We start from the raw sequence: 21,327 nt of genomic DNA, 5'->3' as shown, positions 1-21,327 counted from the left end.
CAAGACCGACACGGAGGGATCGCTATGGGGCTGAGAGACGACCTCGATCGATTCCGCGAGGTGGGCGAACAGCGACGGGAAGATCTGGCCGACTTCATCAAGTACGGCGACCTCGGCGGCAGCAGGCCGGACCAGATCAACATCCCGGTCAAGATCGTTTCGCTGCCGGAGTTCCAGTACGACCAGCGCGACCAGGGCGGCGTCGGGCAAGGCGACGGCGGGACGCCCGACGTCGGCCAGCCGGTCGGCCAGCCACAGCCCCAGCCGGGCGATAGCGACGACGGCGACGGCGACGAACCCGGCGAGGACGGTGGCGACCACGAGTACTACGAGATGGACCCCGAGGAGTTCGCCCAGGAGCTGGACGAGGAACTCGGTCTCGAGCTGGAACCCAAGGGCAAGAAGGTCATCGAGGAGAAGGAAGGCCCCTTCACGGACCTGACTCGGTCGGGGCCGGACAGCACGCTCGATTTCGAGCGAATGTTCAAGGAGGGACTCAAGCGAAAACTCGCGATGGACTTCGACGAGGAGTTCCTTCGGGAGGTCTGCAAGATCGACGGCTGGGGACCACGCGACGTCTTCGAGTGGGCCCGCGGCGAGAACATTCCGGTCTCGATGGCCTGGGTCGAGGAGGCCTACGGCGAGATCCCCGACGACGAACTGGACACGTGGGCATCGATCGACGAACTGGAGGCGAACGCCGAACGCGAAACCGTCCAGCAGAAGATCCGACGGGAGGGGATCAAACACGTCCCCTTCCGCCGGGAGGACGAACGCTACCGCTACCCCGAGATCATCGAGGAAAAGGAGAAGAACGTCGTCGTGGTCAACATCCGCGACGTATCGGGGTCGATGCGCGAGAAGAAGCGCGAACTCGTCGAGCGAACGTTCACACCGTTGGACTGGTATCTCCAGGGCAAATACGACAACGCCGAGTTCGTCTATATCGCCCACGACGCCGACGCCTGGGAGGTCGAACGCGACGAGTTCTTCGGCATTCGCAGCGGCGGGGGAACGAAAATTTCGAGCGCGTACGAACTGGCCGACGTGCTGTTGGAGGAGTACCCGTGGGCCGACTGGAACCGCTACGTCTTCGCCGCGGGCGACTCCGAAAACTCGAGCAACGACACCGAACAGCGCGTCATCCCGCTGATGGAGGAGATTCCGGCGAACCTCCACGCCTACGTGGAGACCCAGCCGAGCGGGAACGCGATCAACGCCACCCACGCCGAGGAACTGGAACGACACTTCGGCACCGACGCCGACGACATCGCGGTGGCGTACGTCAACGACAAAGCGGACGTGACCGACGCGATCTACGAGATCCTCTCGACGGAGGGTGATACCGATGAGTAAATCCAACTCCAACGCCGATCGATTCCGCAAACAGGCGATCGCGACTGACCTCGAAGAGCCGGTGACGGAGGCCAGAAACCTGGCGCTGAAACTCGGTCTCGAGCCGTACGCGGTCAAGTACTGGATCGTCGACTACGACGAGATGAACGAACTCATCGCCTACGGCGGGTTCCAGTCGCGATACCCACACTGGCGATGGGGAATGCAGTACGACAAACAGCAAAAACAGGGTCAGTATACTGGCGGGAAAGCGTTCGAGATCGTCAACAACGACAATCCCGCTCACGCGTTCTTGCAGGAGTCGAACACGCTGGCCGACCAGAAGGCCGTCATCACCCACGTCGAGGCTCACTCCGATTTCTTCGCGAACAACGAGTGGTTCGGTCTCTTCACCAGGGGGCAAACCGACGAGGCCCAGGTCAACGCCGCCGCCATGCTCGAGCGCCACGCTCGCGCGATCGACGAGTACATGTCCGACCCGGAGATCGATCGCGCCGACGTCGAGAAATGGATCGACCACTGTCTCAGTCTGGAAGACAACATCGACCAGCACCGGATCTTCCAGCGTCGCCTCGACATGGAGGGGCTGGCCGACGCGATCGACGAGGACCTCGCGGAAAAACTGGACGAACTGAACCTCTCCGAGGAGATCAAAAGCGAGGTGTTCGACGAGGAGTGGCTCGAAGCGCTGGAGGGCGAGGAAACGCCGGTAAACTTCCCCGAAGAGCCCCAGAAGGACGTGCTGGCGTTCGTCCGCGAGTACGGCAAGCAGTACGACCCGGAAGCTGGTCGCGGCGTCGAGATGGAGCCGTGGCAGCGAGACATCCTCGACATGATGCGCGCGGAGGCGTACTACTTCGCCGCCCAGAAGATGACGAAGGTGATGAACGAGGGCTGGGCGGCCTACTGGGAGTCGCTGATGATGGCCGACGAGGCCTTCGCCGGCGACGACGAGTTCATGAACTACGCCGATCACATGGCGAAGGTGCTCGCCTCGCCCGGTCTCAACCCCTACAGCCTCGGCTTCGAGCTGTGGGAGTACGTCGAGAACACGACGAACCGCCGCGAAGTGCTCGAACGACTGCTTCGCGTCGAGGGGATTTCGTGGCGGAACCTGATGGACGTCGTCGACTTCGACGAGGTGCTCGAGACCCTCGAGCCGCCGGCGGCGATCGACAACGTCACCACGGAGACGCTCGACGAACTCGCAGACGCGCCCGACGAGTGGGTCGATCGAGACGCGCTCGAACGCACCCGCAACGGAGAGATCGATGTCGATCGCTATCCCTGGAAGGTGCTCACCTACGAGGGGCTGGCCCGCCGTCACTACTCGCTGGTGAAACGCCAGCACCGCGGCTTCCTGAAACGGGTCAGCCAGAACGAACTCGAGCGAATCGGTCGGTATCTGTTCGACGACGCCCGGTACGCCTCAGTCGAAGAGGCACTCGACGACGTCGACTTCACGGCGGGATGGGACCGGATGTACGACGTTCGCGAGAGTCACAACGACGTCACCTTCCTGGACGAGTTCCTCACGGAGGAGTTCATCACGGCGAACAACTACTTCACGTACGAACACTCCGCGGCGACCGGCCAGTTCCACGTCGCCAGCGACGCCGCAGACGACGTCAAGAAAAAGCTCCTCTTGCAGTTTACCAACTTCGGAAAGCCGACGATCGCGGTCTACGACGGGAACTACAACAACGCCAACGAACTCCTGCTCGGCCACCAGTACAACGGCGTCATGCTCGACCTGGGGCAGGCCAGGGAGACCTTGAAGCGGGTCTTCGAGCTGTGGGGTCGCCCGGTGAACCTCCTGACGATCGTCAAGGAGGTCGACGAACACGATATCGAGGTCGCAAAACGACGCAACCGCGAGCCAGAGCCTGAAGAGCGCGGCAAACTGATTCGCTACGACGGCGACGACGTAACGATGGAGGACGTGCCCTGGGAGGAGGTCGACCATCTCGCGGCAGACGATGTCGATTACGACACGAAGCCCGACGAGTGGCTCGCCTAATATTTATTTCGAGATCGTCCAACTAACAAAACTGTCGCAACACTTTTGCAGTCTTTCGAGCATGAGGGAGTACGATGGATGGGGATGGGGGCGAGGCGGTCGAGCAGCGTCGCAACGCAGCGGGGTTCAATCTGCCGTCGATACTCGTCCAACTCGACGATCACGATCCGACCACGCAACGCCAGGCCGTTCAGACGATCCTGGAGGCGATCGACGACGATCCCTCGCGGTGTCTGCCGACCGTCCCGAAACTGCGGGCGCTACTCGGCCGTCCGTCGATCGGTTTTCACGACGAGGTGGCTCGCTGTCTGGCCGACCTCGCAGAGGAGTCGGCCGCGGACGTCGCGCCGTCGGTCGACGAAATCGTCTCCTTTATCAGCGACAACGAGACGAAACCGGCGACGGGCGCGCTGTTGCGGTGTCTCGAGGCCGTCGGGACCGAGCGCCCCGACGCAGTCGTCGATCACGCACCCGTCGTCGTCGACGTACTCGAGTGTCGATCGGGTTACGACAAGTGGGGGCTGCGCCTGCTCGCGGCGCTCGCTGTCGAGTACCCGGAACCGATCGCGGACGCCGGCGCGGTTCCGGTGCTAACCGAGGCCCTCGCGGCCGACCCGGAGGCCCACGGCATCCCGGCGCTGTCGACGCTGGGCCGAATCGCCCGCGCCGAGGGCACCGCCTCGTCGCTCGGATTCGTCGACGACGCCGTCGCGCTGGTCGACCACGACGACGGCACGCTTCGGAACAACGCGATCGGCTGTCTCGGTGACGTCGCCCATCACAACCCGGCGGTCGTCGAAGCGGCGTGTCCGCAGATCGCGACGGCACTGGAGAGCGACGATCCGAACACTCGAGCGAACGCCGCCGTCACGATCGCGCGCGTCGCCGCCGGAACCGAGTCGGCAGTCGACGCCGCGCGGGACCGTCTGTGTTCATTGCTCGAGGACGACGACGCTCACGTCCGGGCCAACGCCTGTCTCGCACTCGGTTACGGCGGCGTCAGCGAGGCAGCGCCCCGACTCGAGGAGCTAACGGAGACGGACCCGGATTCGATGGTCCGCGATCGGGCCTTCTGGGCGCTCGATCGTCTGGACTGACCGTCGAGCGCGGGGCTACCGCAAAACGACCGACAAACGTCTTGGTCCTGTCACCCAAACAACCGAATATGGACGAGCGGGCCATCTCGATCCGACAGGCCGACGACGACTCGCTAGCCGTCGTCGAAACCATGCTGGCGGCGAACGAGCTGCCCCACCGGGACGTTCGATCGCACCTCGACTGTTTTTACGTCGCATACGAGGGCGGCGAGCCGATCGGAGTCGGTGGGATCGAACAGTACGGGACCGAGGGACTGCTTCGCTCGCTCGTCGTCGAGCGATCGGCCCGTGGGAACGGACTCGGAACGGCGCTTTGCGACGCGCTGGAGGCCACGGCGCGATCCGACGGCGTCGAAGACCTGTACCTGCTCACGACGACGGCTGCTGCGTTCTTTGCGGGCCGGGGCTACGCGGAGATCGATCGCGCCGACGCGCCCGCCGCGATCCGGGAGACGACGGAGTTCGACGATCTCTGTCCGGAGACGGCGACCTGCATGCACGCGACTCTGGAGTGAAGAGTACCGATCGCCGCCGTTCGAGGAGAACCCCGAGCGACGACGGTCGACACAACGGTCTTTTCGTCCGCGACCGTCTCTCGAGTATGTCACGCGCAGCGTTCACCGTCGAGACCGACGATCGACTCGCGACCGTCGACGTGACCGATCGGATCGCCGCCGCGGTCCCCGACGACTGCGAGTCGGGAACGGCCACGGCGTTCGTCCAGCACACGACCGCGGGGTTGCTCGTTCAGGAGAACGAACCCCGGCTTCGGGGCGACATCGAGTCGTTTCTCAGAGACGCGGTTCCGGACGAGGGGCACGCCCACGACGAACTGGACGGCAACGCTGACTCGCACCTTCGCGCCGCACTGCTCGGGCCGGACGTGACGGTTCCGATCGAACACGGTCGGCTCGCGCTCGGGACCTGGCAGTCAGTTTTGTTCGTCGAGTGCGACGGCCCGCGGACGCGGACGGTTTCGGTGACGACCGTCGGCGAGGGCGCTGCTGACTGACTCCCCGGCAGGAGCCGTCTCCGTGACCGAGTCGAACCGACGACGACGAGCGGACGACGGTCGCCGGCGGCGCTCACACACGAATCGGTCGATCGGCCGAGATGCAGTCGACGCCCTTCAGTCCGAGCAGTGTGGCGACCGGGCGGCGCTCGATCGACCAGGCGTGAATCTCGAGGTCGACGGCTTTGGCTCGGGGGATCAGTCCCGTACTCAGACAGCGCCAGTAGTTGGCCCCGATCACGTCACAGTCGAGTTCGACGGCCGTCGTCACGGGCGTCTCGAGCCGTCGGCTGACGAGCAGACCGGTGGGTTGATCGCGATCGAGTTCGCGAACTGACTCCAGTTCGGGCAGGATAAACGACGTGGTGACGACCCGGTTGTCGACCCCCTCGAGCGCATCGAGGACGTCCGCGGCGATTCCTCGTTGTTTCATCTCGAGGTTAACTTCGACGTCGGGCGGTACCGCCGCGAGCATCTCCTCGAGCGTCGGGACGCGCTCACCGGAGCCGAGTACCGACACCGTCTGTAAGTCGCTGAGAGCCAGTTCGTCGACGGGACCGATGCCGTCGGTCACCCGATCGATCGTCTCGTCGTGAATGACGACGAGTTCGCCGGAGCCACACCGACGGACGTCGAACTCGACGGCGTCGGCGTACTCGGCGGCGGACTGGACGGCAGCGATCGTGTTTTCGGGAGCCGTCGCGGCGAACCCGCGGTGTGCGATCAGACGCATTCGTTCCGGCCAACGAGTGCGATCGATATGAGTGTCCCGTCACGTCCGAGACGGGCGGGTCCGCTATCGTCTGTCGCGGGCGGTTCAGACCTCCCGGAGGGCTCCATCTCACGATCGAGTGCAAGATCCAAAGTGTGTAGTAGGCACCGTTAAGGGGAACCGATAGGTATGGTTGTTTATAATCGCATGTCTCGGCCTCAATCACTCTCACTCAGGAATGGACGTCGATCATGACAGGGAGGCCGGCCTCGCTTTCGGATCCGATCAACGTCCTCATCGTCGAAGATAACCCCGGCGACGTCCGACTGACCGAGGAGGCCTTCGACTCGATTTCGACTGAGACGGTATTAGACGCCGTCGGAAACGGCGAAACGGCGATCGACTATCTCACTACGCGACGGGACGACTCGTCAGAATCGATGCCGGATCTCGTCTTGCTGGACCTGAACCTCCCGCGAATGAGCGGGTTCGAGTTCCTCGAGACGATCCGGGACGACCCGACGTTTGCGAACCTCCCCGTGCTCGTGTTGACGAGTTCGGAGGCGGCCGAAGACGTCCGCGAGAGCTACGAGAAGTGTGCCAACGCCTATCTCACCAAGCCGACCGATCCCGACGAGTTCGTTGCGATCGCACGCGCCGTCGAGGACTTCTGGTTCAAGCAGGTCGCGCTGCCGCCCGTTTCGCTCTGAGGCCTCCGGTTTCGATCCTCGCCGGCGTCGACCGGCCCCCGTCATTGATCCTTCCGGACGACGATAGAGACGGTATGGAAGCGACGACAGCGTTCGAAGTCGACTTCGATGGAACCGTCGCGGTAGTCACCGGCGCGAGCGGTGCCCTGGGAAGCGCAGCCGTCGATCGGTTTCGGGAGGCGGGCGCGACGGTCTGTGCCGTCGACGTCGTCGGACCGGACGACGACGACAGCCAACTCGATCCCGACGATCGCGTTCACTTCTACGAGGCGGACCTGACCGACGAGGACCGGGTTTCGGAACTCCTCGAGTCGATCGTCGACGACCACGGCCGGATCGATCACCTGCTGAACATCGCCGGCACCTGGCGCGGCGGCCAGCCGATCGAGGAGACCGACCTCGCAGAGTACGAACTCCTGATGAACGTGAACCTGAAAACGGCGTTTCTGGCCTCGAAGCACGCCCTTCCCCACCTCCAGGAGAGCGAGGGATCGATCGTCAGCGTCAGCGCCCGATCGTCGCTCGAGGGCGGCGAAGGGGACGGTCCCTACCGGATCACGAAAGCCGGGATTCGACTGCTGACCGAGACGCTGGCCGAGGAGAATCGCAGTACCGTCCGGGCCAACTGCGTCATGCCGAGCGTGATCGACACGCCGATGAACCGGGAGATGATGCCGGACGCGGATCACGACTCGTGGGTCGAGCCGCGCGAGATCGCGGACGTGATGGCGTTTCTCTGCAGCGACGGCGCGTCGGTGACCAGCGGTGCAGCCGTGCCGGTCTATGGAGAGGCCTGATACGGAGTAGTGTCCGTGGTTACCGCCGAACGGCGAACCGTCTTGGGCGATCGGCGGTAATTGATGACACGAATCCGTATGAGACGGATTCCCGTCCCGGAGTGTCGCGAGGCTTGATAGGGATTTCCGTCCCGGTGTACCGGTTTGATCGCAAGCGGGTCGCGGCTGGATCGCAACTAACGGATAGCGGCCCGCGTGACACAGCAGTCCGTCTAGTACAGCGGCCCACGCGATGTGCGAAAAAAGAATTCGTGACCGATCAGCCGACGATACCGGAGATGGCCTCGTACGCACCGATCGCGTTCAGCGCGAGGATCACGGTCAGGGTGACGATGACGGGTACCCGGAGGGCCCATATCCAGTACGTTCCCCACGAACCGAGGTTTGTGATGCCCTTGCCGAGTTCCTCGAGTCCGATGTCGGTCTGAACCCAGCCGATGTAGATCGATAGCAACAGCGCCCCGAGGATGAGCAAGATGTTGTTCGCGAGTTCGTCGTAGACCGTGAGCCAACTCAGCGATCCGTCGTAGGCGACGGGGACGCCGAGGAGGAAGATTGCGCCGCCGATTCCGACGGTCGCGGGCAAGCGGTCGACCGCGTGTTCGTCGATCAGGTAGGAGACGACGACCTCCATAATGCTGATCGCACTCGAGAGCGCCGCGATGGCGACGGTGGCGAAGAAGATCGTTCCGAGGATGCTCCCGAGGGGAAGGTTGGCGAACGCCTGCGAGAGGGCGATGAAGATGAATCCCGGACCGTCACCGATCGCGACGATCTCGTCGATCCCCTGGTCACCCGAAAAGAGGATCGGGAACGCCACCAGGCCGACGACGAACGCGATCGCCGTGTCGAAGCCGACGATGATGAGTCCGTCCTTCGCGAGGTTGCGGTCCTCTCCGAGGTAGGAGGCGTAGGTGATCATCACGCCCATCCCGAGCGAGAGGGTGAAAAACGCCTGCGCGGCGGCGGCCGGGAGGATTGCAGTCCAGTTCGCGGCGATGGTCCCGAGGTCGGGAGACAGGTAGTACGCATACGCGTCTCCGGCACCAGAGAGCGTGGCTGCGTAGATCCCCAGCCCGACGACGAGCAGGATAATCGCCGGAACCATCACTCTCACCGAGAATTCGATACCTCGCCGGATACCAAAGCCGACGACCGCGATGACGGCGGCCATAAAGATCGCGTGGGTGAGAACGGAGGTTACCCCGCCCGTGGTCGCTGCGAACTGTGCCGCGCTGTCCGTGGCGTAATTACCCTGCAGGCCGTACGCCGTGTACTGCAGAATCCAGCCGGCGACGACGCTGTAGTACGACAGGATGACGAAGCCGGCGACGAAGAACACCCAACCGATCCGTTTCCAGGGACCCCGACCGATCTGTTTGAGCGCCCCGACCGGATTTCGATCCGTGTACCGGCCGACGGTAAATTCGACCAGAATTACCGGGAACCCGACGGCCGCGATCAGCGCCAGGTAGACGACCAGAAACGCCGCCCCACCGAATTCACCGACCTGATACGGAAACCGCCAGACGTTACCCAGTCCGACGGCGCTTCCGACGGCCGCCAGAATGAAACCGGTTCTCGTTGCCCACGTCTCACGTTCGTTCATATGCCGGAGAAGAAAATACTCGTGGAAATATCTTCCTAGATTCCCGAATTATCCTATGTAGCTTGTCACATACCACGGTTCTTCTCTCTTAGCGACCGCCGATCCGGTCCGCTATGGAACCGACACCTGCCATCCGATGGCCGTTCAGGGCCGGTAGGTCTCGATTACGCGCGGCGGCGGTGTCATTCCACGGTCGCCCTTCACCGCACTCGCACGATCGTACCACACTCGCACGATCGTTTCGACGGGGACGCCACGCCGTAACGTACTCCAGGCCCGCCATGTTGTGTCACAGCCCACCATAACATATAACATGGGTAGGCTGAAAGTATCGGTCAGTACGGAGGGCTATAAATGTCTACAGTAGATGAGGTCGTTACCCGGGGCCGAAATCTTTCCACAGAGCAACTATTAGTACTGATCGTGGGGGTCGGTGCAGTGGTGTTACTGGGGGACCTGATCGTTGGCCTCGCAGGCGGAACGTACAGTCTCTCGCGTGTCGCCAGATACGTGACCGAAGGCATCCTTTACGGACTGATCATCGGACTCGCCGGAATCGGGCTCTCGATGACCTACAGCATCCTCAACTTCGCGAATTTCGCACACGGAGATTACGTGACCTCCGGGGCGTTTTTCGGGTGGGGCGTAACCTACCTCATCGCCGGGTGGGGCGTCGCGAACGTCGGTCATCTCGTCCTCGTCGCCCCCCAGCGCGGGGTCGGCGGCGCACAACTCGATATCGCGATCACCGCCACGCCGTTTGCGATCCTCGCGGGATTGCTTTTTGCCGGCGTCGCGACGGCGCTGTTCGTGCTGGCGATCGATCGAATCGCGTATAAACCGATCCGGGGATCGGGCGGGATACCCCTCTTGATTACGAGTATCGGGGTTGCGTTCGCACTCCGATACATCATCGTGTTCGTCTTTTCGAGCCGAACGCGCGGGACGACCGCGAGCGTGCCCTCGACCGACATTCTCCTGGTCGACGGCTACGTCTCGATCGACGCCCACGACGCGACGCTGATCTTCGCGGCCGTCGTTTTGATGCTCGGCGTCCACCTTCTCCTCCAGCGGACGAAACTCGGAAAGGCGATGCGGGCGATGTCGGACAACCGGGATCTGGCGCTGATCACCGGTATCCCGACCGAACAGGTGATCCGCTGGACGTGGATGATCGGCGGCGGCCTGGCCGGCAGCGCCGGCTACCTCATGGTCCTGTGGACGGGAACGATCGACTGGCAGTTCGGCTGGCTGTTGCTGCTGTTGATCTTCGCGGCGGTGATCCTCGGCGGAATCGGTTCGATCTACGGGGCAATCTTTGGCGGCCTGATCATCGGCGTCACGATGCACATGTCGATGATCTGGCTGCCCGGCGGTGACTTCACGACGATCACCGCGTTCCTGATGATGATCCTCGTCTTGCTTATCAAACCATCCGGTCTCTTCGGAGGGAAGACGACAGCATGAGTACGAACACGACGGATAGACGCGCCCAACTGGAATCGCTCTGGGAACACGACGCGGTAAAGATCCTCGTCACGATCGGGGCGATCTACATCGCCTACGCGGCGATCGGACTCTTCCTCGGCTACTCGCTGGACGGGATCGTCAACACCTTGCGGCGGATGACGTACCTGATCGCCGTCTACGGGATGGTGACGCTGGCGCTCAACCTCCACTGGGGGTACACCGGGCTGTTCAACATCGGCGTCGCCGGCTTCATGGCCATCGGCCTGTACGTGACGATGATGCTGGCCAAGCCCACCGATCCAGCGGGCGCAGCGCAGTACGCCGGCCTCGGCCTCCCGATGCCGATCGCGATCATCGGCGGGGTCGTCGCGGCCGGCCTGGCCGGGTTGATCGTCGCGATTCCGGCACTCAGACTTCGGGCCGATTATCTCGCGATTACGACGATCGCGTTCGCAGAAATCGTCCGGCTCGGCATAACCTCCGGCGCAGCACAGGAGTTCACGATCCCGATTCTCGGGATCGAAACCGGGACCGGCGGCGGCCGCGGACTCACCCGCAACTACGGCGACCCGATGAACATCATCTTCGAACTCGAGGCGTTCAGTTCGTTCGTCGACCTCACCGAGTCGCTGTTCGGATTCGGACCGACGCAGGCGCGGGCGCTCGCGTATTCGTTCGTGCTGGTCGTCGTCCTGATGGGCTTTTACTGGCTGATCCAGCGCACCAGCCGATCGCCGTTCGGCCGCGTCCTGAAAGCGATCCGTGAGGACGAAGAGGCCGCCCAGTCGCTCGGGAAGAATACGAACATGTTCAAGATCAAGGTGTTCGTCCTCGGCTGTGCGCTGATGGGACTCGCCGGCATCCTCTGGCGGTTCCGGCGTACGGGGGTGACTCCGACGGCGTTCCGACCGCACGTCACGTTCTACATCTGGATCGCCCTGATCATCGGCGGTGCCGGCTCGAACACCGGAAGCGTCCTCGGCTCCGGCCTGTTCGTCGCCGTGCTGTTCGAGGGGCCACGGTACGTCCGCCGCATCATCCTCGAAGTGATCACCGTCGGTGACGCGCCCAACACGTTCGCGGGTGCCGTCGGGCCGCTTCTCTCGGCAAACCCGCTCCCCCTCCTTCGGTACACGTTCGATGAGTTCCTGACCCTCCAGTTCGTCCTGATGGGGGTAGCACTCATCGTCCTCATGCATCGTCGGCCACAGGGACTGCTCGGCCATCGAGAAGAAACAGCGGCAGCGATTCCGCTTTCGAGACGACCCGAGAGCCATCCCGCTGCCGACGGCGGAGGTGAGTCACCGTGAGCGACACGACCGTCGAGTCCGACGAACGCGACCATCGCGGCCTCCCGCGTGAGGACGTCGAACTGGCTGTCGACGGACTCGTCAAGCGATTCGGCGGGATTACGGCCGTCGACGGTGCGTCGTTCGAGATCGAATCCGGCGCAATGACAGGGCTGATCGGCCCCAATGGGGCGGGGAAATCGACCACGTTCCACTGCATCACCGGCATCCACCGTCCCGACGGCGGAACGGTTCGATTCCAGGGTCAGGACATTACCGGCATCAGACCGTATCAATGCGCCGACTACGGTCTCGTCCGAACGTTCCAGATCGCCCGCGAGATGGCGAACATGACCGTCCTCGAGAACCTGATGCTGCCGGCGAAACACCAGTCGGGCGAAGCTCTCTGGCGATCGGTGCTTCCGGTCGTCCGCGACGAGGTCGAACAGGAGGAACGCGACCTCCTCGAACGGGTCTGGGAGACCCTCGAATTCTTCGAGATCGAACACATCGCTGAGGAGAAGGCGGGGAACCTCTCGGGCGGACAGCGAAAGCTCCTCGAGATGGCGCGGGCGCTGATGACCGACCCGGAGATGCTCCTGTTGGACGAACCCTTCGCAGGTGTCAACCCCACCCTGGAGCAGAAACTGCTCGAGCACATCCACGACCTCCGCGAAGATGGCTACACGTTTCTGATCGTCGAACACGACATGGATCTCATCATGGAAAACTGCGAACGCGTTATCGTCATGCACCAGGGGTCGGTGCTGGCGGAAGGTCCGCCCGATACGATCACCTCGAACGAGCAAGTTATCGAAGCCTACCTCGGGGGTGACGTCTGATGGCAATGCTCGAAGTGAGCGACCTCGACGCGGGCTACGGCGACCTCCAGATTCTGAGCGGGATCGACCTCGAGGTTGCCGAGGACGAGTACGTGGTCATCGTCGGCCCAAACGGTGCCGGCAAGTCCACCGCGATGAAATCCGTCTTCGGACTAACGACCTACATGGGCGGGTCCGTCGCGTTCAACGATCAGAACATCACCGGTCGATCGCCCGACGAAATCATTCACGAAGGGATCGGTTTCGTCCCACAGAACGAGAACGTCTTTCCGTCGTTGACGGTTCGAGAGAACCTCGAAATGGGTGCGTACATCCTCGACGAGGTGCCCGAATCTGCGCTCGAAGCCGTCTTCGAACAGTTCCCGATACTGCGCGAGCGTCAGGACCAGAAGGCGGGATCGATGAGCGGCGGCCAACAGCAGATGGTCGCGATGGGACGGGCGCTGATGCTCGATCCCGACCTGTTGTTGCTCGACGAACCCAGTGCTGGACTCGCACCCGATCTCGTCGACGAAATGTTCGACCACGTCGACGCGATCAACGACAACGGGACCGCCGTCCTCGTCGTCGAACAGAACGCGAAAGAGGCGCTTCGCCGGTGCGATCGCGGCTACGTCCTCGTTCAGGGCTCGAACCGGTACGAAGACTCCGGCGATGCCCTGTTACACGACGAGGAGGTCCGCCAACAGTTCCTCGGCGGGTAGTTCGATCGGTCCTCGAGAGCGACCTCGCGTCGGTCTCGATCAGTAGCGGCCGGTCGTCGCCTCTCGTTGCGCGGGTTATCGGTCGCCATCCGTCGCTCGCCCGTCGACGCGTTCCCTGTGTACGTCTGTAAGTCTCAGTAAATCGTGGACGGGCTTTTTCACACAGGAGACGCTGTGAGTCTCGCGGGAAGCACGGGGACTTGGTATCGCCGTGAGTTTCGCTTCGTCCGGTCTTCGTCGGGAATCGTGGGGATTTAGAGGTCAGGGTCAACAGTAGACCGAATCTCGAAAGCGGGGATTTCTTTACGACCCTGCTAGCACACCTGAGTATGACAGACGAGCGAATTAACGACATTCTTTTAATGACTATCGCCATCCAGCTATCGATTACTGGTACAATAGCCGGAGAAGACGGTAGTGCGTGGATTCTACTGTTTTTTGTCGGCGCGGGTCTTACGATAGTCGTTATCGTTAAGGAAACCTTCCGACGGGTGGCCGAGTATTCGCCATCCTCGATCTGATTCGATTTTTCGTCCGATCAGACACACAATGGTGCGCTGTATCTTGCACGGCTTCACGAGTGCCCCCAGTCGACAGAACACTCAACGGTGCGTCCGCAACCGTACTTACTGATTTATCAATTCTAAATTTGTTGTTTGGTGTTATGAATAATAGTCCCCACACGAGTCGCGATTCTCGGGAGCCGTAGCACAAAAAACCGATCGCTGACGGTCGCCGGTGGGGCGTTAGTTTCCGGACAGTGCCGACTCGAGTTCGCCGGTGTAGGAGCCCTGTTCGGATTCGAAGGAAACCTGATTCAAGGCTTCTCCACCCTGGTCTTCGGTGAACGAACTGACGTACTGATCGGAGAGCTGTTGCCCGTAGTCGTTGTTGGTGTACAGCGTCGCAACGCGTTCGGCATCGAGTCGACTTGCGGAGACTTCCGCCATGACCTGCCCTTGCAGCAGGTCGCTCGGAGCCGTCCGGAAGAAGTAGCCGTCGTCGTCGACGTTCGAGAGCGAAAGCGCCGTGCTCGCGGGCGAACACTGGACGACGTTCGCGCTGCTCGTCTCCCCCACGAGCGGAACGGAGTTCCCCGAGGACGCGGCCCCAACGATCGCTGGGTACCCCGCGTCGATGAGCGCACCGGCGTTACTGAGCGTCGTTTCTTCGTCGGTTTCGGTGTCCTCGACCTGCACGTCGACGTCGAAGACGCCCTCGAACTGCGCGGCCGCCAGTTCACCGGCCTGAATCATCGGCGAGCCGAGTTCTCCGAGGTCGCCGGTTTCTGGGAGCAAGATCGCGATCATAATCTCGTCGCGATCGGTCCCGCCGGGCGATTCGTCGGCCATATCCCCGCCGGGGTCCTGCCCCTCGAAACTGATGGTGTCGACCGTTTCGATCCCGTCACCGCCGAACTCCCAGACGTCGTATGCGGCCTCGGCGGGGTCCCCAACGTCGTCGAAGTTGACGCTACTCGAGCCGCCCTGATACGAGATTTCTTCGCCCGCTGCCGCCGCTTCCGCGGCCTCCTCGAGTTCGCCCGGTCCGTACTCGTCGCCGCCGGGATTTGCGACGCGTCGCATCTGGTCGCGAATCGCTTGTCCGTCGTTCTCGCCGGCTGCGATGTTCGCGAGCATACAGACGGCAACGGCGTCGAACGTGTGGGTAATGAACACGCCTGGCGTTTCCCCGTATTCGTCCTCGTAGAGGTCGTTCAGGGCATCTCTGTTTGGACCCTGTGAGGACGGCGCGGTACCGCTGACGTTGGCCATCTCGTTGCCCACCTCGTCGGGAAGCGCGGGGTCTTGGAGGCCGTCGGGGACGATAATCTCGGTCCCATCGTCGAAGTCGGAGTAATAATCACGGAAGATCTGGATCCCACTTTCCGGATATCCGATGATGTTCAGGACGTCTGGCCCGTCGCTTTCAACGGCGTCTTCGTCTCCAATACAGCCGGCAAGACCGATTGCACCAGCTGCACCAATTCCACTGAGCACCCGTCGTCGGTTGAGTCGCCGCACCATGCGATAAAGACACATCCGATAATATAAAGAGTTTGTGTGAATCACACGATGCTCTCGAAAAACCCCCCAGTTTCGCGTCTAACCCGAGCAAACACCCGATCGAGCTGTCCGATAAATCGGTCAATGATGCCGACTTAGTAAACGACCATATGGTGTCGATTCGATACCCATAACGAATTGCAGAACGCTTTTCATTTGCGTCACCGTTTCTCTGGCCGATGACCGCTATCGGGAGGGAACATTCATGACAATGGAAGAGCGAATCGAGGAGCTCGAAGCGTTGCGCGAGGAGGCCCGCCTGGGTGGCGGCGAAGCGCGGATCGAAAAACAACACGACAAGGGGAAGATGACCGCCCGCGAGCGGATCGAATACTTCCTCGACGAGGGAACGTTCACCGAGTTCGATCAGCTCCGAACCCACCAGACGAGCCAGTTCGGAATGGAAGAGAAGAAGATTCCGGGCGACGGCGTCGTCACGGGCTACGGCGAGGTCAACGGGCGGACCGTCTTCGTCTTCGCCCACGATTTCACCGTTTTCGGCGGCTCACTGGGCGAGGTCTTCGCCGAGAAGATCTGTAAGGTGATGGATATGGCGATGGAAGTCGGTGCGCCGATCGTCGGGCTCAACGACTCCGCGGGCGCGCGAATTCAGGAGGGTGTCAAGAGCCTCGCCGGTTTCACCGAAATCTTCCGACGCAACCAGGAAGCAAGCGGCGTCGTCCCTCAGATTTCCTCGATCATGGGCCCGTGTGCCGGCGGTGCCGTCTACTCGCCGTCGATCACCGACTTCATCTTCATGGTCAAAGATACGAGCCACATGTACATCACCGGGCCGGGCGTCACCAAGACCGTCACCGGTGAGGAAGTCACCCACGAGGAACTCGGCGGCGCGATGACCCACGCCGGCAAGACCGGCGTCGCCCAGTTCGCCTGCGAAAGCGAAGAGCAGGCCTTAGACGACATCAAGCGACTGCTTTCGTACCTCCCACAGAACAACGTCGAGGACCCGCCGCGAGTCGAGCCCTGGGACGACCCGGATCGACGCGACGAGGAACTTACGTCGATCGTGCCGGCAAGCCCGCAGAAACCCTACGACATGATCGACGTCATCGACTCGGTGGTCGACGAGGGCTCGTTCTTCGAGGTCGCGGACAACTTCGCGAAAGAAATCGTCGTCGGATTCGGTCGCCTCGACGGCCGCTCCGTCGGAATCGTCGCGAACCAGCCGCGGGTCAACGCCGGAACCCTCACCGTCGATTCGTCGATGAAGGGCTCCCGGTTCGTTCGCTTCTGTGATTCGTTCAATATCCCGATCGTCACCTTCGTCGACGTTCCCGGCTACATGCCTGGCACGGACCAGGAACACCGCGGGATCATCCGCCACGGCGCGAAGTTGCTCTACGCCTACGCCGAGGCGACGGTGCCGCTGCTGACGGTCATTACGCGGAAAGCCTACGGTGGTGCCTACTGCGTGATGGCCTCGAAGAACCTCGGGGCGGACGTCAACTACGCCTGGCCGACCGCCGAAATCGCCGTCATGGGACCACAGGGCGCGGTCAACATCCTCTACCGGAACGAACTCGCCGAGGCCGACAACCCCGACGAACTCCGGGACGAACTCATCGAGGAGTACCGCGAGGAGTTCGCCAACCCGTACACCGCAACGGACAAAGGCTTTCTCGACGACGTGATCGTCCCGACCGAAACCCGGCCGCGGCTGATCGACGACCTCGAGATGCTCGAGACGAAACGCGAGTCGAATCCGGACAAGAAACACGGTAACATCCCGCTGTAATCAGCTTCAATGGCATCCAAGAACCAGCCAGATGCAGGCGAATCCGCCCGCACCACCCCGGAGGACGGCGGCGTGGCTCCTGGTCTGTTCCCATCCGAGATCGAGATCGACATTCCCGACGACGCGGACGACGAGGAGGCAGCCGCGATCGCCGCCGCGGTCGGTGCCCACCTCCACGATCACGCCCTGGCAGTTGCGGCGGCAGCTGCTGCCGGCGAGGAGACGTGGGACGAAAAGCGCTGGGCGTTTGCCGGCCGCGTTCGCGAGCAGCAGGCCCGGACCGTGCGCGTGCCGCGCGATGCACCGACGAATCCGTGGTCCGCTGCCGGCCGAACCGATCGGTTCTAATCTCACTGACCGGGGTATCGGCGGCCGAATGGACCCTCACCGTTGCGAAAAAGTAAGGTAGTGCCCCCGTGAGGCTTTCAACAGGAATGTTCCGGAAGGTGCTCGTGGCAAACCGCGGGGAGATCGCTGTCAGAGTAATGCGAGCCTGTGAGGAGTTGAATATCGGGACCGTCGCGATCTACTCCGAGGCCGACAAGGATTCGGGGCACGTCCGCTACGCCGACGAGGCGTACAACGTCGGGCCGGCGCGGGCGGCGGACTCGTATCTGGATCACGAGGCCGTCATCGAGGCCGCGCGGAAGGCCGACGCCGACGCGATTCATCCTGGCTACGGCTTCCTCGCGGAGAACGCCGAATTCGCGGGCAAAGTCGAAGCCACCGAAGGGATTACTTGGGTCGGCCCGTCGGCCGAAGCGATGGAGTCGCTCGGGGAGAAAACGAAAGCCCGAACGATCATGAACGACGCCGACGTCCCGATCGTTCCCGGGACGACCGACCCCGTCACGGACCCGGAGGAAGTCAAAGAGTTTGGCGAGGAGTACGGCTACCCGATCGCGATCAAGGCCGAAGGAGGCGGCGGCGGTCGTGGGATGAAAGTCGTCTGGGACGAAAGCGAGGTCGAAGACCAACTCGAGAGCGCAAAGCGGGAGGGAGAGGCCTACTTCGACAACGACTCGGTCTACCTCGAGCGGTACTTAGAACAGCCCCGTCACATCGAAGTCCAGATCGTCGCCGACGAACACGGTAACGTCCGCCACCTCGGGGAGCGTGACTGTTCGCTCCAGCGTCGTCACCAGAAGGTCATCGAAGAAGGACCGTCGGCGGCGCTGACCGACGACCTCCGCGAGAAGATTGGCGACGCCGCACGCCGCGGCGTTGCTGCGGCCGACTACACCAACGCCGGCACCGTCGAGTTCCTCGTCGAGGAAGAACCCGGCCGGGACGGTCCACTCGGCCCGGATGCCAACTTCTACTTCCTCGAAGTCAACACGCGGATCCAGGTCGAACACACCGTCACCGAGGAGATCACGGGGATCGACATCGTCAAGCAACAGCTTCGGATCGCCGCCAGCGAGGAGATCGGCTTCGCACAGGACGAGGTCGAGATCGACGGTCACGCGATCGAGTTCCGGATCAACGCCGAGAACGCCGCCAAGGATTTCGCACCCGCGACCGGCGGCACGCTCGAGACCTACGACCCGCCGGGCGGGATCGGCGTCCGCATGGACGACGCGCTTCGGCAGGGTGACGACCTCGTCACCGACTACGACTCGATGATCGCAAAGCTAGTCGTCTGGGGGGCCGATCGCGACGAGTGTCTCGAGCGATCGCTTCGGGCGCTACGCGAGTACGAGATCGAGGGTATCCCGACGATAATCCCGTTCCATCGCCTGATGTTGACCGACGAAACGTTCGTCGAGAGCACGCACACGACGAAGTACTTGGACGAGGAACTCGACGAGAGCCGGATCGAGGAGGCCCAGGCCCAGTGGGGCGGTGACATCGGTGACGGCGCGGGCGACGACGAGGAGTCGATCGAGCGAGAGTTCACGGTCGAGGTCAACGGTAAGCGATTCGAGGTGGAACTCGAAGAACACGGCGCGCCGGCGATCCCGACCGGTGGCTCCGGTGGCAACACGCAGGCGACCAGCCCGCCACAGCCCGCTGGGGGTTCCGGCGGCGACGGCGGCGGCGCGACCACGGCGGACGGCGAAACCGTCGACGCCGAGATGCAGGGGACGATTCTGGACATCGCCGTCGAGGTCGGCGACGAGGTCGCTGCCGGTGACGTTCTCGTCGTGCTCGAGGCGATGAAGATGGAAAACGACATCGTCGCTTCCGGCGGCGGAACGGTTTCCGAGATCGCCGTCGAAGAAGGCGAGAGCGTCGACATGGGCGATACGCTGGTCGTCCTCGAATAAGGCACAGCCGCGAAACAGGGCTTCGGGGGAACGGTCGGTACCGCTTCTTGCCGAATTCGTCCCGGAAACGATCGCCCACTCCGACGCTACCGCTGCAGTTCGAACGAGACGTGGACGGTCGTCCGATAGTGCTGGATCTGTCCGTCTTCGACCTCCGCCGTCTGTGACTCGATCTCGATGCCGTTGATGTTCTCGAGCGTCTCGTCCGCGTCGTCGAGCGCGTTTTGTGCGGCGTGCTCCCAGGATTCACTCGAGTTGCCGATGAGTTTGATCACTTTCGCAGTACTCGACATGGTCCGTGCCAACGGACATCGGTTCAGGGTATATAACTGGGGGATGACGCCCGTCAGTCGGCACTCGGGAGACCCGGATTCGCGTCTCCGGATCGATCCCAGGGGAGCCGGCCGTCGTACCCGTCGGGAACGAACGGACAGAGCGGATCGCTCGCGGTCGGATCGCCGGTGTGCGCGAAGGCTCGCGATCGGCTGCCGCCACAGACCGATCGGTACGGACACGCGCCACACTTCCCCCGGAGTCGGTCGCGATCGCGAAGCGACTCGAACAGCGGGGCGGTCCGGTAGATGTCGGACACCGACCGATCGCGGACGTTGCCGGCCGATTTCTGCAGGAATCCCGAGGGGAAGACCTCGCCGGTGTGGCTGACGAATGCAAAGCCGTCGCCGGCGACGATTCCGGTACGGCGAGCGACGCCCTCGTTTCGTGCGGGCAAGTCGGGAGCGTCGGCGTCCCGTACCGAGTCGATCGCCCGGCGCTGGAGCGAGACGCGCCGGTAGTGCGGTGCCTCGGTGGTCTTGACGCCAAAGGGCGAACGGTCGCTAACGTCGTCGAGCCACGCCATGACGGCGTCGGCTTCCTCGGGATCGATCGGCTCGAGAATCCGGCCGCGACCGACGGGAACGAGGAAGAAGACGCTCCACATCACGGCCCCGATTTCGGAAAGCAGGTCCCGGATCGCCGGCAGCTCGTCGACGGTCTCCCGGCAAACCGTCGTGTTCACCTGGACGGGAATCCCGGCCTCGCGGGCGTCTTCGACGGCTCGAATCGTCTCAGCGAAGCTGCCGCTCTCGCCCCGAAACGCGTCGTGGCTCTCCGCCGACGCGCCGTCGAGGCTGACGGCCATCCGCTTCAGTCCGGCGTCGGCCAGGGCCGCGATGCGATCGGCGGTCAGCGAGCGGGTCCCACTGGGTGTGATGGTCATCCGGTGGCCGAGGTCGTCGCCGTACGCGACCAGTTCGATAACGTCCTCGCGGACGAGCGGGTCGCCGCCAGAGAGGACGATCAACTGGCCGTCACCGAACGCGGTCGCCTGTTCGAGCAGCGCTTTTCCCTCCGCAGTCGAGAGTTCGTCGGGGTGGCGGGTCGGTTTCGCGTCCGCTCGGCAGTGATCACAGGCCAGCGCACAGGCTTGCGTGAGCTCCCAGACGAGAACGAACGGTCGATCGGACGTATCGAGTTGACCGGGACGCATGCGTTCGTCTCGCGTGCAGCCGGCCAAAGCAGTCGCCGTTCTTCTCGCCACTCGAGAACACGGGCAGAGATGTTCGGCTCCGGACCCGATCTTCCCATCGACTGGGAGTTTGGGGAACGGCCTTCGCC

At 62.9% G+C, this 21,327-nt stretch carries 19 protein-coding genes; 14 read left to right on the top strand and 5 right to left on the bottom strand.

The window, feature by feature from the left end; genetic code table 11:
- The first annotated feature begins 24 nt into the window (after positions 1-24).
- From AC6I6L_RS05185 to AC6I6L_RS05165, 5 genes are all read left to right on the top strand, one after another.
- On the top strand, positions 25-1,356 hold the full coding sequence (locus AC6I6L_RS05185) for a YeaH/YhbH family protein (protein ID WP_497916644.1): 1,332 nt from the start codon (positions 25-27) through the stop codon (positions 1,354-1,356).
- Entirely contained in the window at positions 1,349-3,376 is a 2,028-nt protein-coding gene (locus AC6I6L_RS05180; RefSeq protein ID WP_497916643.1) for a SpoVR family protein, read from the top strand. The genes AC6I6L_RS05185 and AC6I6L_RS05180 overlap by 8 nt, the downstream gene beginning before the upstream one ends.
- 74 nt (positions 3,377-3,450) lie before the next feature.
- Positions 3,451-4,473 carry a HEAT repeat domain-containing protein gene (locus tag AC6I6L_RS05175; protein WP_497916642.1) on the top strand — a complete coding sequence of 341 codons (1,023 nt, stop codon included), beginning with the start codon at positions 3,451-3,453 and terminating at the stop codon, positions 4,471-4,473.
- Positions 4,474-4,541: 68 nt separating this feature from the next.
- Positions 4,542-4,988, top strand: a complete 447-nt coding sequence (arsN2, locus tag AC6I6L_RS05170) for an arsenic resistance N-acetyltransferase ArsN2 (RefSeq protein ID WP_497916641.1) — start codon at positions 4,542-4,544, stop codon at positions 4,986-4,988.
- A gap of 86 nt (positions 4,989-5,074) precedes the next feature.
- On the top strand, positions 5,075-5,485 hold the full coding sequence (locus AC6I6L_RS05165; protein WP_497916640.1) for a secondary thiamine-phosphate synthase enzyme YjbQ: 411 nt from the start codon (positions 5,075-5,077) through the stop codon (positions 5,483-5,485).
- A 73-nt stretch (positions 5,486-5,558) separates the two neighbouring features.
- On the opposite strand, the gene AC6I6L_RS05160 is transcribed toward AC6I6L_RS05165, so the two are convergent.
- Positions 5,559-6,218, bottom strand: a complete 660-nt coding sequence (locus tag AC6I6L_RS05160; RefSeq protein WP_497916639.1) for a glycerophosphodiester phosphodiesterase — start codon at positions 6,216-6,218, stop codon at positions 5,559-5,561.
- 230 nt (positions 6,219-6,448) lie between these two features.
- Between AC6I6L_RS05160 and AC6I6L_RS05155 the strand changes: the two genes are divergently transcribed.
- Together AC6I6L_RS05155 and AC6I6L_RS05150 are read left to right on the top strand one after the other, a co-directional pair.
- On the top strand, positions 6,449-6,907 hold the full coding sequence (locus AC6I6L_RS05155; RefSeq protein ID WP_497916638.1) for a response regulator: 459 nt from the start codon (positions 6,449-6,451) through the stop codon (positions 6,905-6,907).
- Positions 6,908-6,981: 74 nt separating this feature from the next.
- Positions 6,982-7,704, top strand: a complete 723-nt coding sequence (locus AC6I6L_RS05150) for an SDR family oxidoreductase (protein ID WP_497916637.1) — start codon at positions 6,982-6,984, stop codon at positions 7,702-7,704.
- 259 nt (positions 7,705-7,963) lie between these two features.
- On the opposite strand, the gene AC6I6L_RS05145 is transcribed toward AC6I6L_RS05150, so the two are convergent.
- Positions 7,964-9,313 carry a sodium-dependent transporter gene (locus AC6I6L_RS05145; protein WP_497916636.1) on the bottom strand — a complete coding sequence of 450 codons (1,350 nt, stop codon included), beginning with the start codon at positions 9,311-9,313 and terminating at the stop codon, positions 7,964-7,966.
- A 354-nt stretch (positions 9,314-9,667) separates the two neighbouring features.
- Here AC6I6L_RS05145 and AC6I6L_RS05140 point away from each other — a divergent pair, with 354 nt between their 5' ends.
- The 4 genes from AC6I6L_RS05140 to AC6I6L_RS05125 are packed head-to-tail and all read left to right on the top strand — an operon-like array spanning position 9,668 to position 13,618.
- A complete protein-coding gene (locus tag AC6I6L_RS05140) occupies positions 9,668-10,780 on the top strand; it encodes a branched-chain amino acid ABC transporter permease (protein WP_497916635.1) in 1,113 nt (370 codons plus the stop codon).
- Positions 10,777-12,093 carry a branched-chain amino acid ABC transporter permease gene (locus tag AC6I6L_RS05135; protein ID WP_497916634.1) on the top strand — a complete coding sequence of 439 codons (1,317 nt, stop codon included), beginning with the start codon at positions 10,777-10,779 and terminating at the stop codon, positions 12,091-12,093. The genes AC6I6L_RS05140 and AC6I6L_RS05135 overlap by 4 nt, the downstream gene beginning before the upstream one ends.
- Positions 12,090-12,914, top strand: coding sequence for an ABC transporter ATP-binding protein (locus AC6I6L_RS05130; protein ID WP_497916633.1), 825 nt, complete (start codon positions 12,090-12,092; stop codon positions 12,912-12,914). Before AC6I6L_RS05135 ends, AC6I6L_RS05130 begins: the two co-directional genes overlap by 4 nt.
- Positions 12,914-13,618, top strand: coding sequence for an ABC transporter ATP-binding protein (locus AC6I6L_RS05125; protein WP_497916632.1), 705 nt, complete (start codon positions 12,914-12,916; stop codon positions 13,616-13,618). The genes AC6I6L_RS05130 and AC6I6L_RS05125 overlap by 1 nt, the downstream gene beginning before the upstream one ends.
- 746 nt (positions 13,619-14,364) lie before the next feature.
- Here the strand turns inward: AC6I6L_RS05125 and AC6I6L_RS05120 are convergent.
- Positions 14,365-15,645 (bottom strand): ABC transporter substrate-binding protein, encoded by a 1,281-nt coding sequence (locus AC6I6L_RS05120; RefSeq protein WP_497916631.1) that lies wholly within the window; start codon positions 15,643-15,645, stop codon positions 14,365-14,367.
- Positions 15,646-15,895: 250 nt separating this feature from the next.
- Here AC6I6L_RS05120 and AC6I6L_RS05115 point away from each other — a divergent pair, with 250 nt between their 5' ends.
- From AC6I6L_RS05115 to AC6I6L_RS05105, 3 genes are all read left to right on the top strand, one after another.
- The gene (locus AC6I6L_RS05115; RefSeq protein WP_497916848.1) at positions 15,896-17,440 is read left to right on the top strand and encodes an acyl-CoA carboxylase subunit beta; all 1,545 of its coding nucleotides are present in this window, start codon (positions 15,896-15,898) and stop codon (positions 17,438-17,440) included.
- A 9-nt stretch (positions 17,441-17,449) separates the two neighbouring features.
- Positions 17,450-17,788, top strand: a complete 339-nt coding sequence (locus AC6I6L_RS05110; protein ID WP_497916630.1) for a DUF8022 family protein — start codon at positions 17,450-17,452, stop codon at positions 17,786-17,788.
- Between the two features lie 86 nt (positions 17,789-17,874).
- Complete coding sequence (locus AC6I6L_RS05105; protein WP_497916847.1) at positions 17,875-19,710, top strand: acetyl-CoA carboxylase biotin carboxylase subunit; 1,836 nt, start codon at positions 17,875-17,877, stop codon at positions 19,708-19,710.
- 86 nt (positions 19,711-19,796) lie between these two features.
- Here AC6I6L_RS05105 and AC6I6L_RS05100 read toward each other — a convergent pair whose 3' ends face one another.
- Together AC6I6L_RS05100 and AC6I6L_RS05095 are read right to left on the bottom strand one after the other, a co-directional pair.
- Entirely contained in the window at positions 19,797-20,003 is a 207-nt protein-coding gene (locus tag AC6I6L_RS05100) for a dodecin family protein (protein WP_497916629.1), read from the bottom strand.
- A 53-nt stretch (positions 20,004-20,056) separates the two neighbouring features.
- Positions 20,057-21,199, bottom strand: a complete 1,143-nt coding sequence (locus tag AC6I6L_RS05095) for a TIGR04053 family radical SAM/SPASM domain-containing protein (RefSeq protein ID WP_497916628.1) — start codon at positions 21,197-21,199, stop codon at positions 20,057-20,059.
- Between the last annotated feature and the right edge of the window lie 128 nt (positions 21,200-21,327).

Source organism: Halosolutus sp. DAT137, from assembly GCF_059736405.1.
The sequence above is the reverse complement of the archived record's forward strand: the minus strand, read 5'-3'. Positions and strand labels throughout refer to the sequence as shown.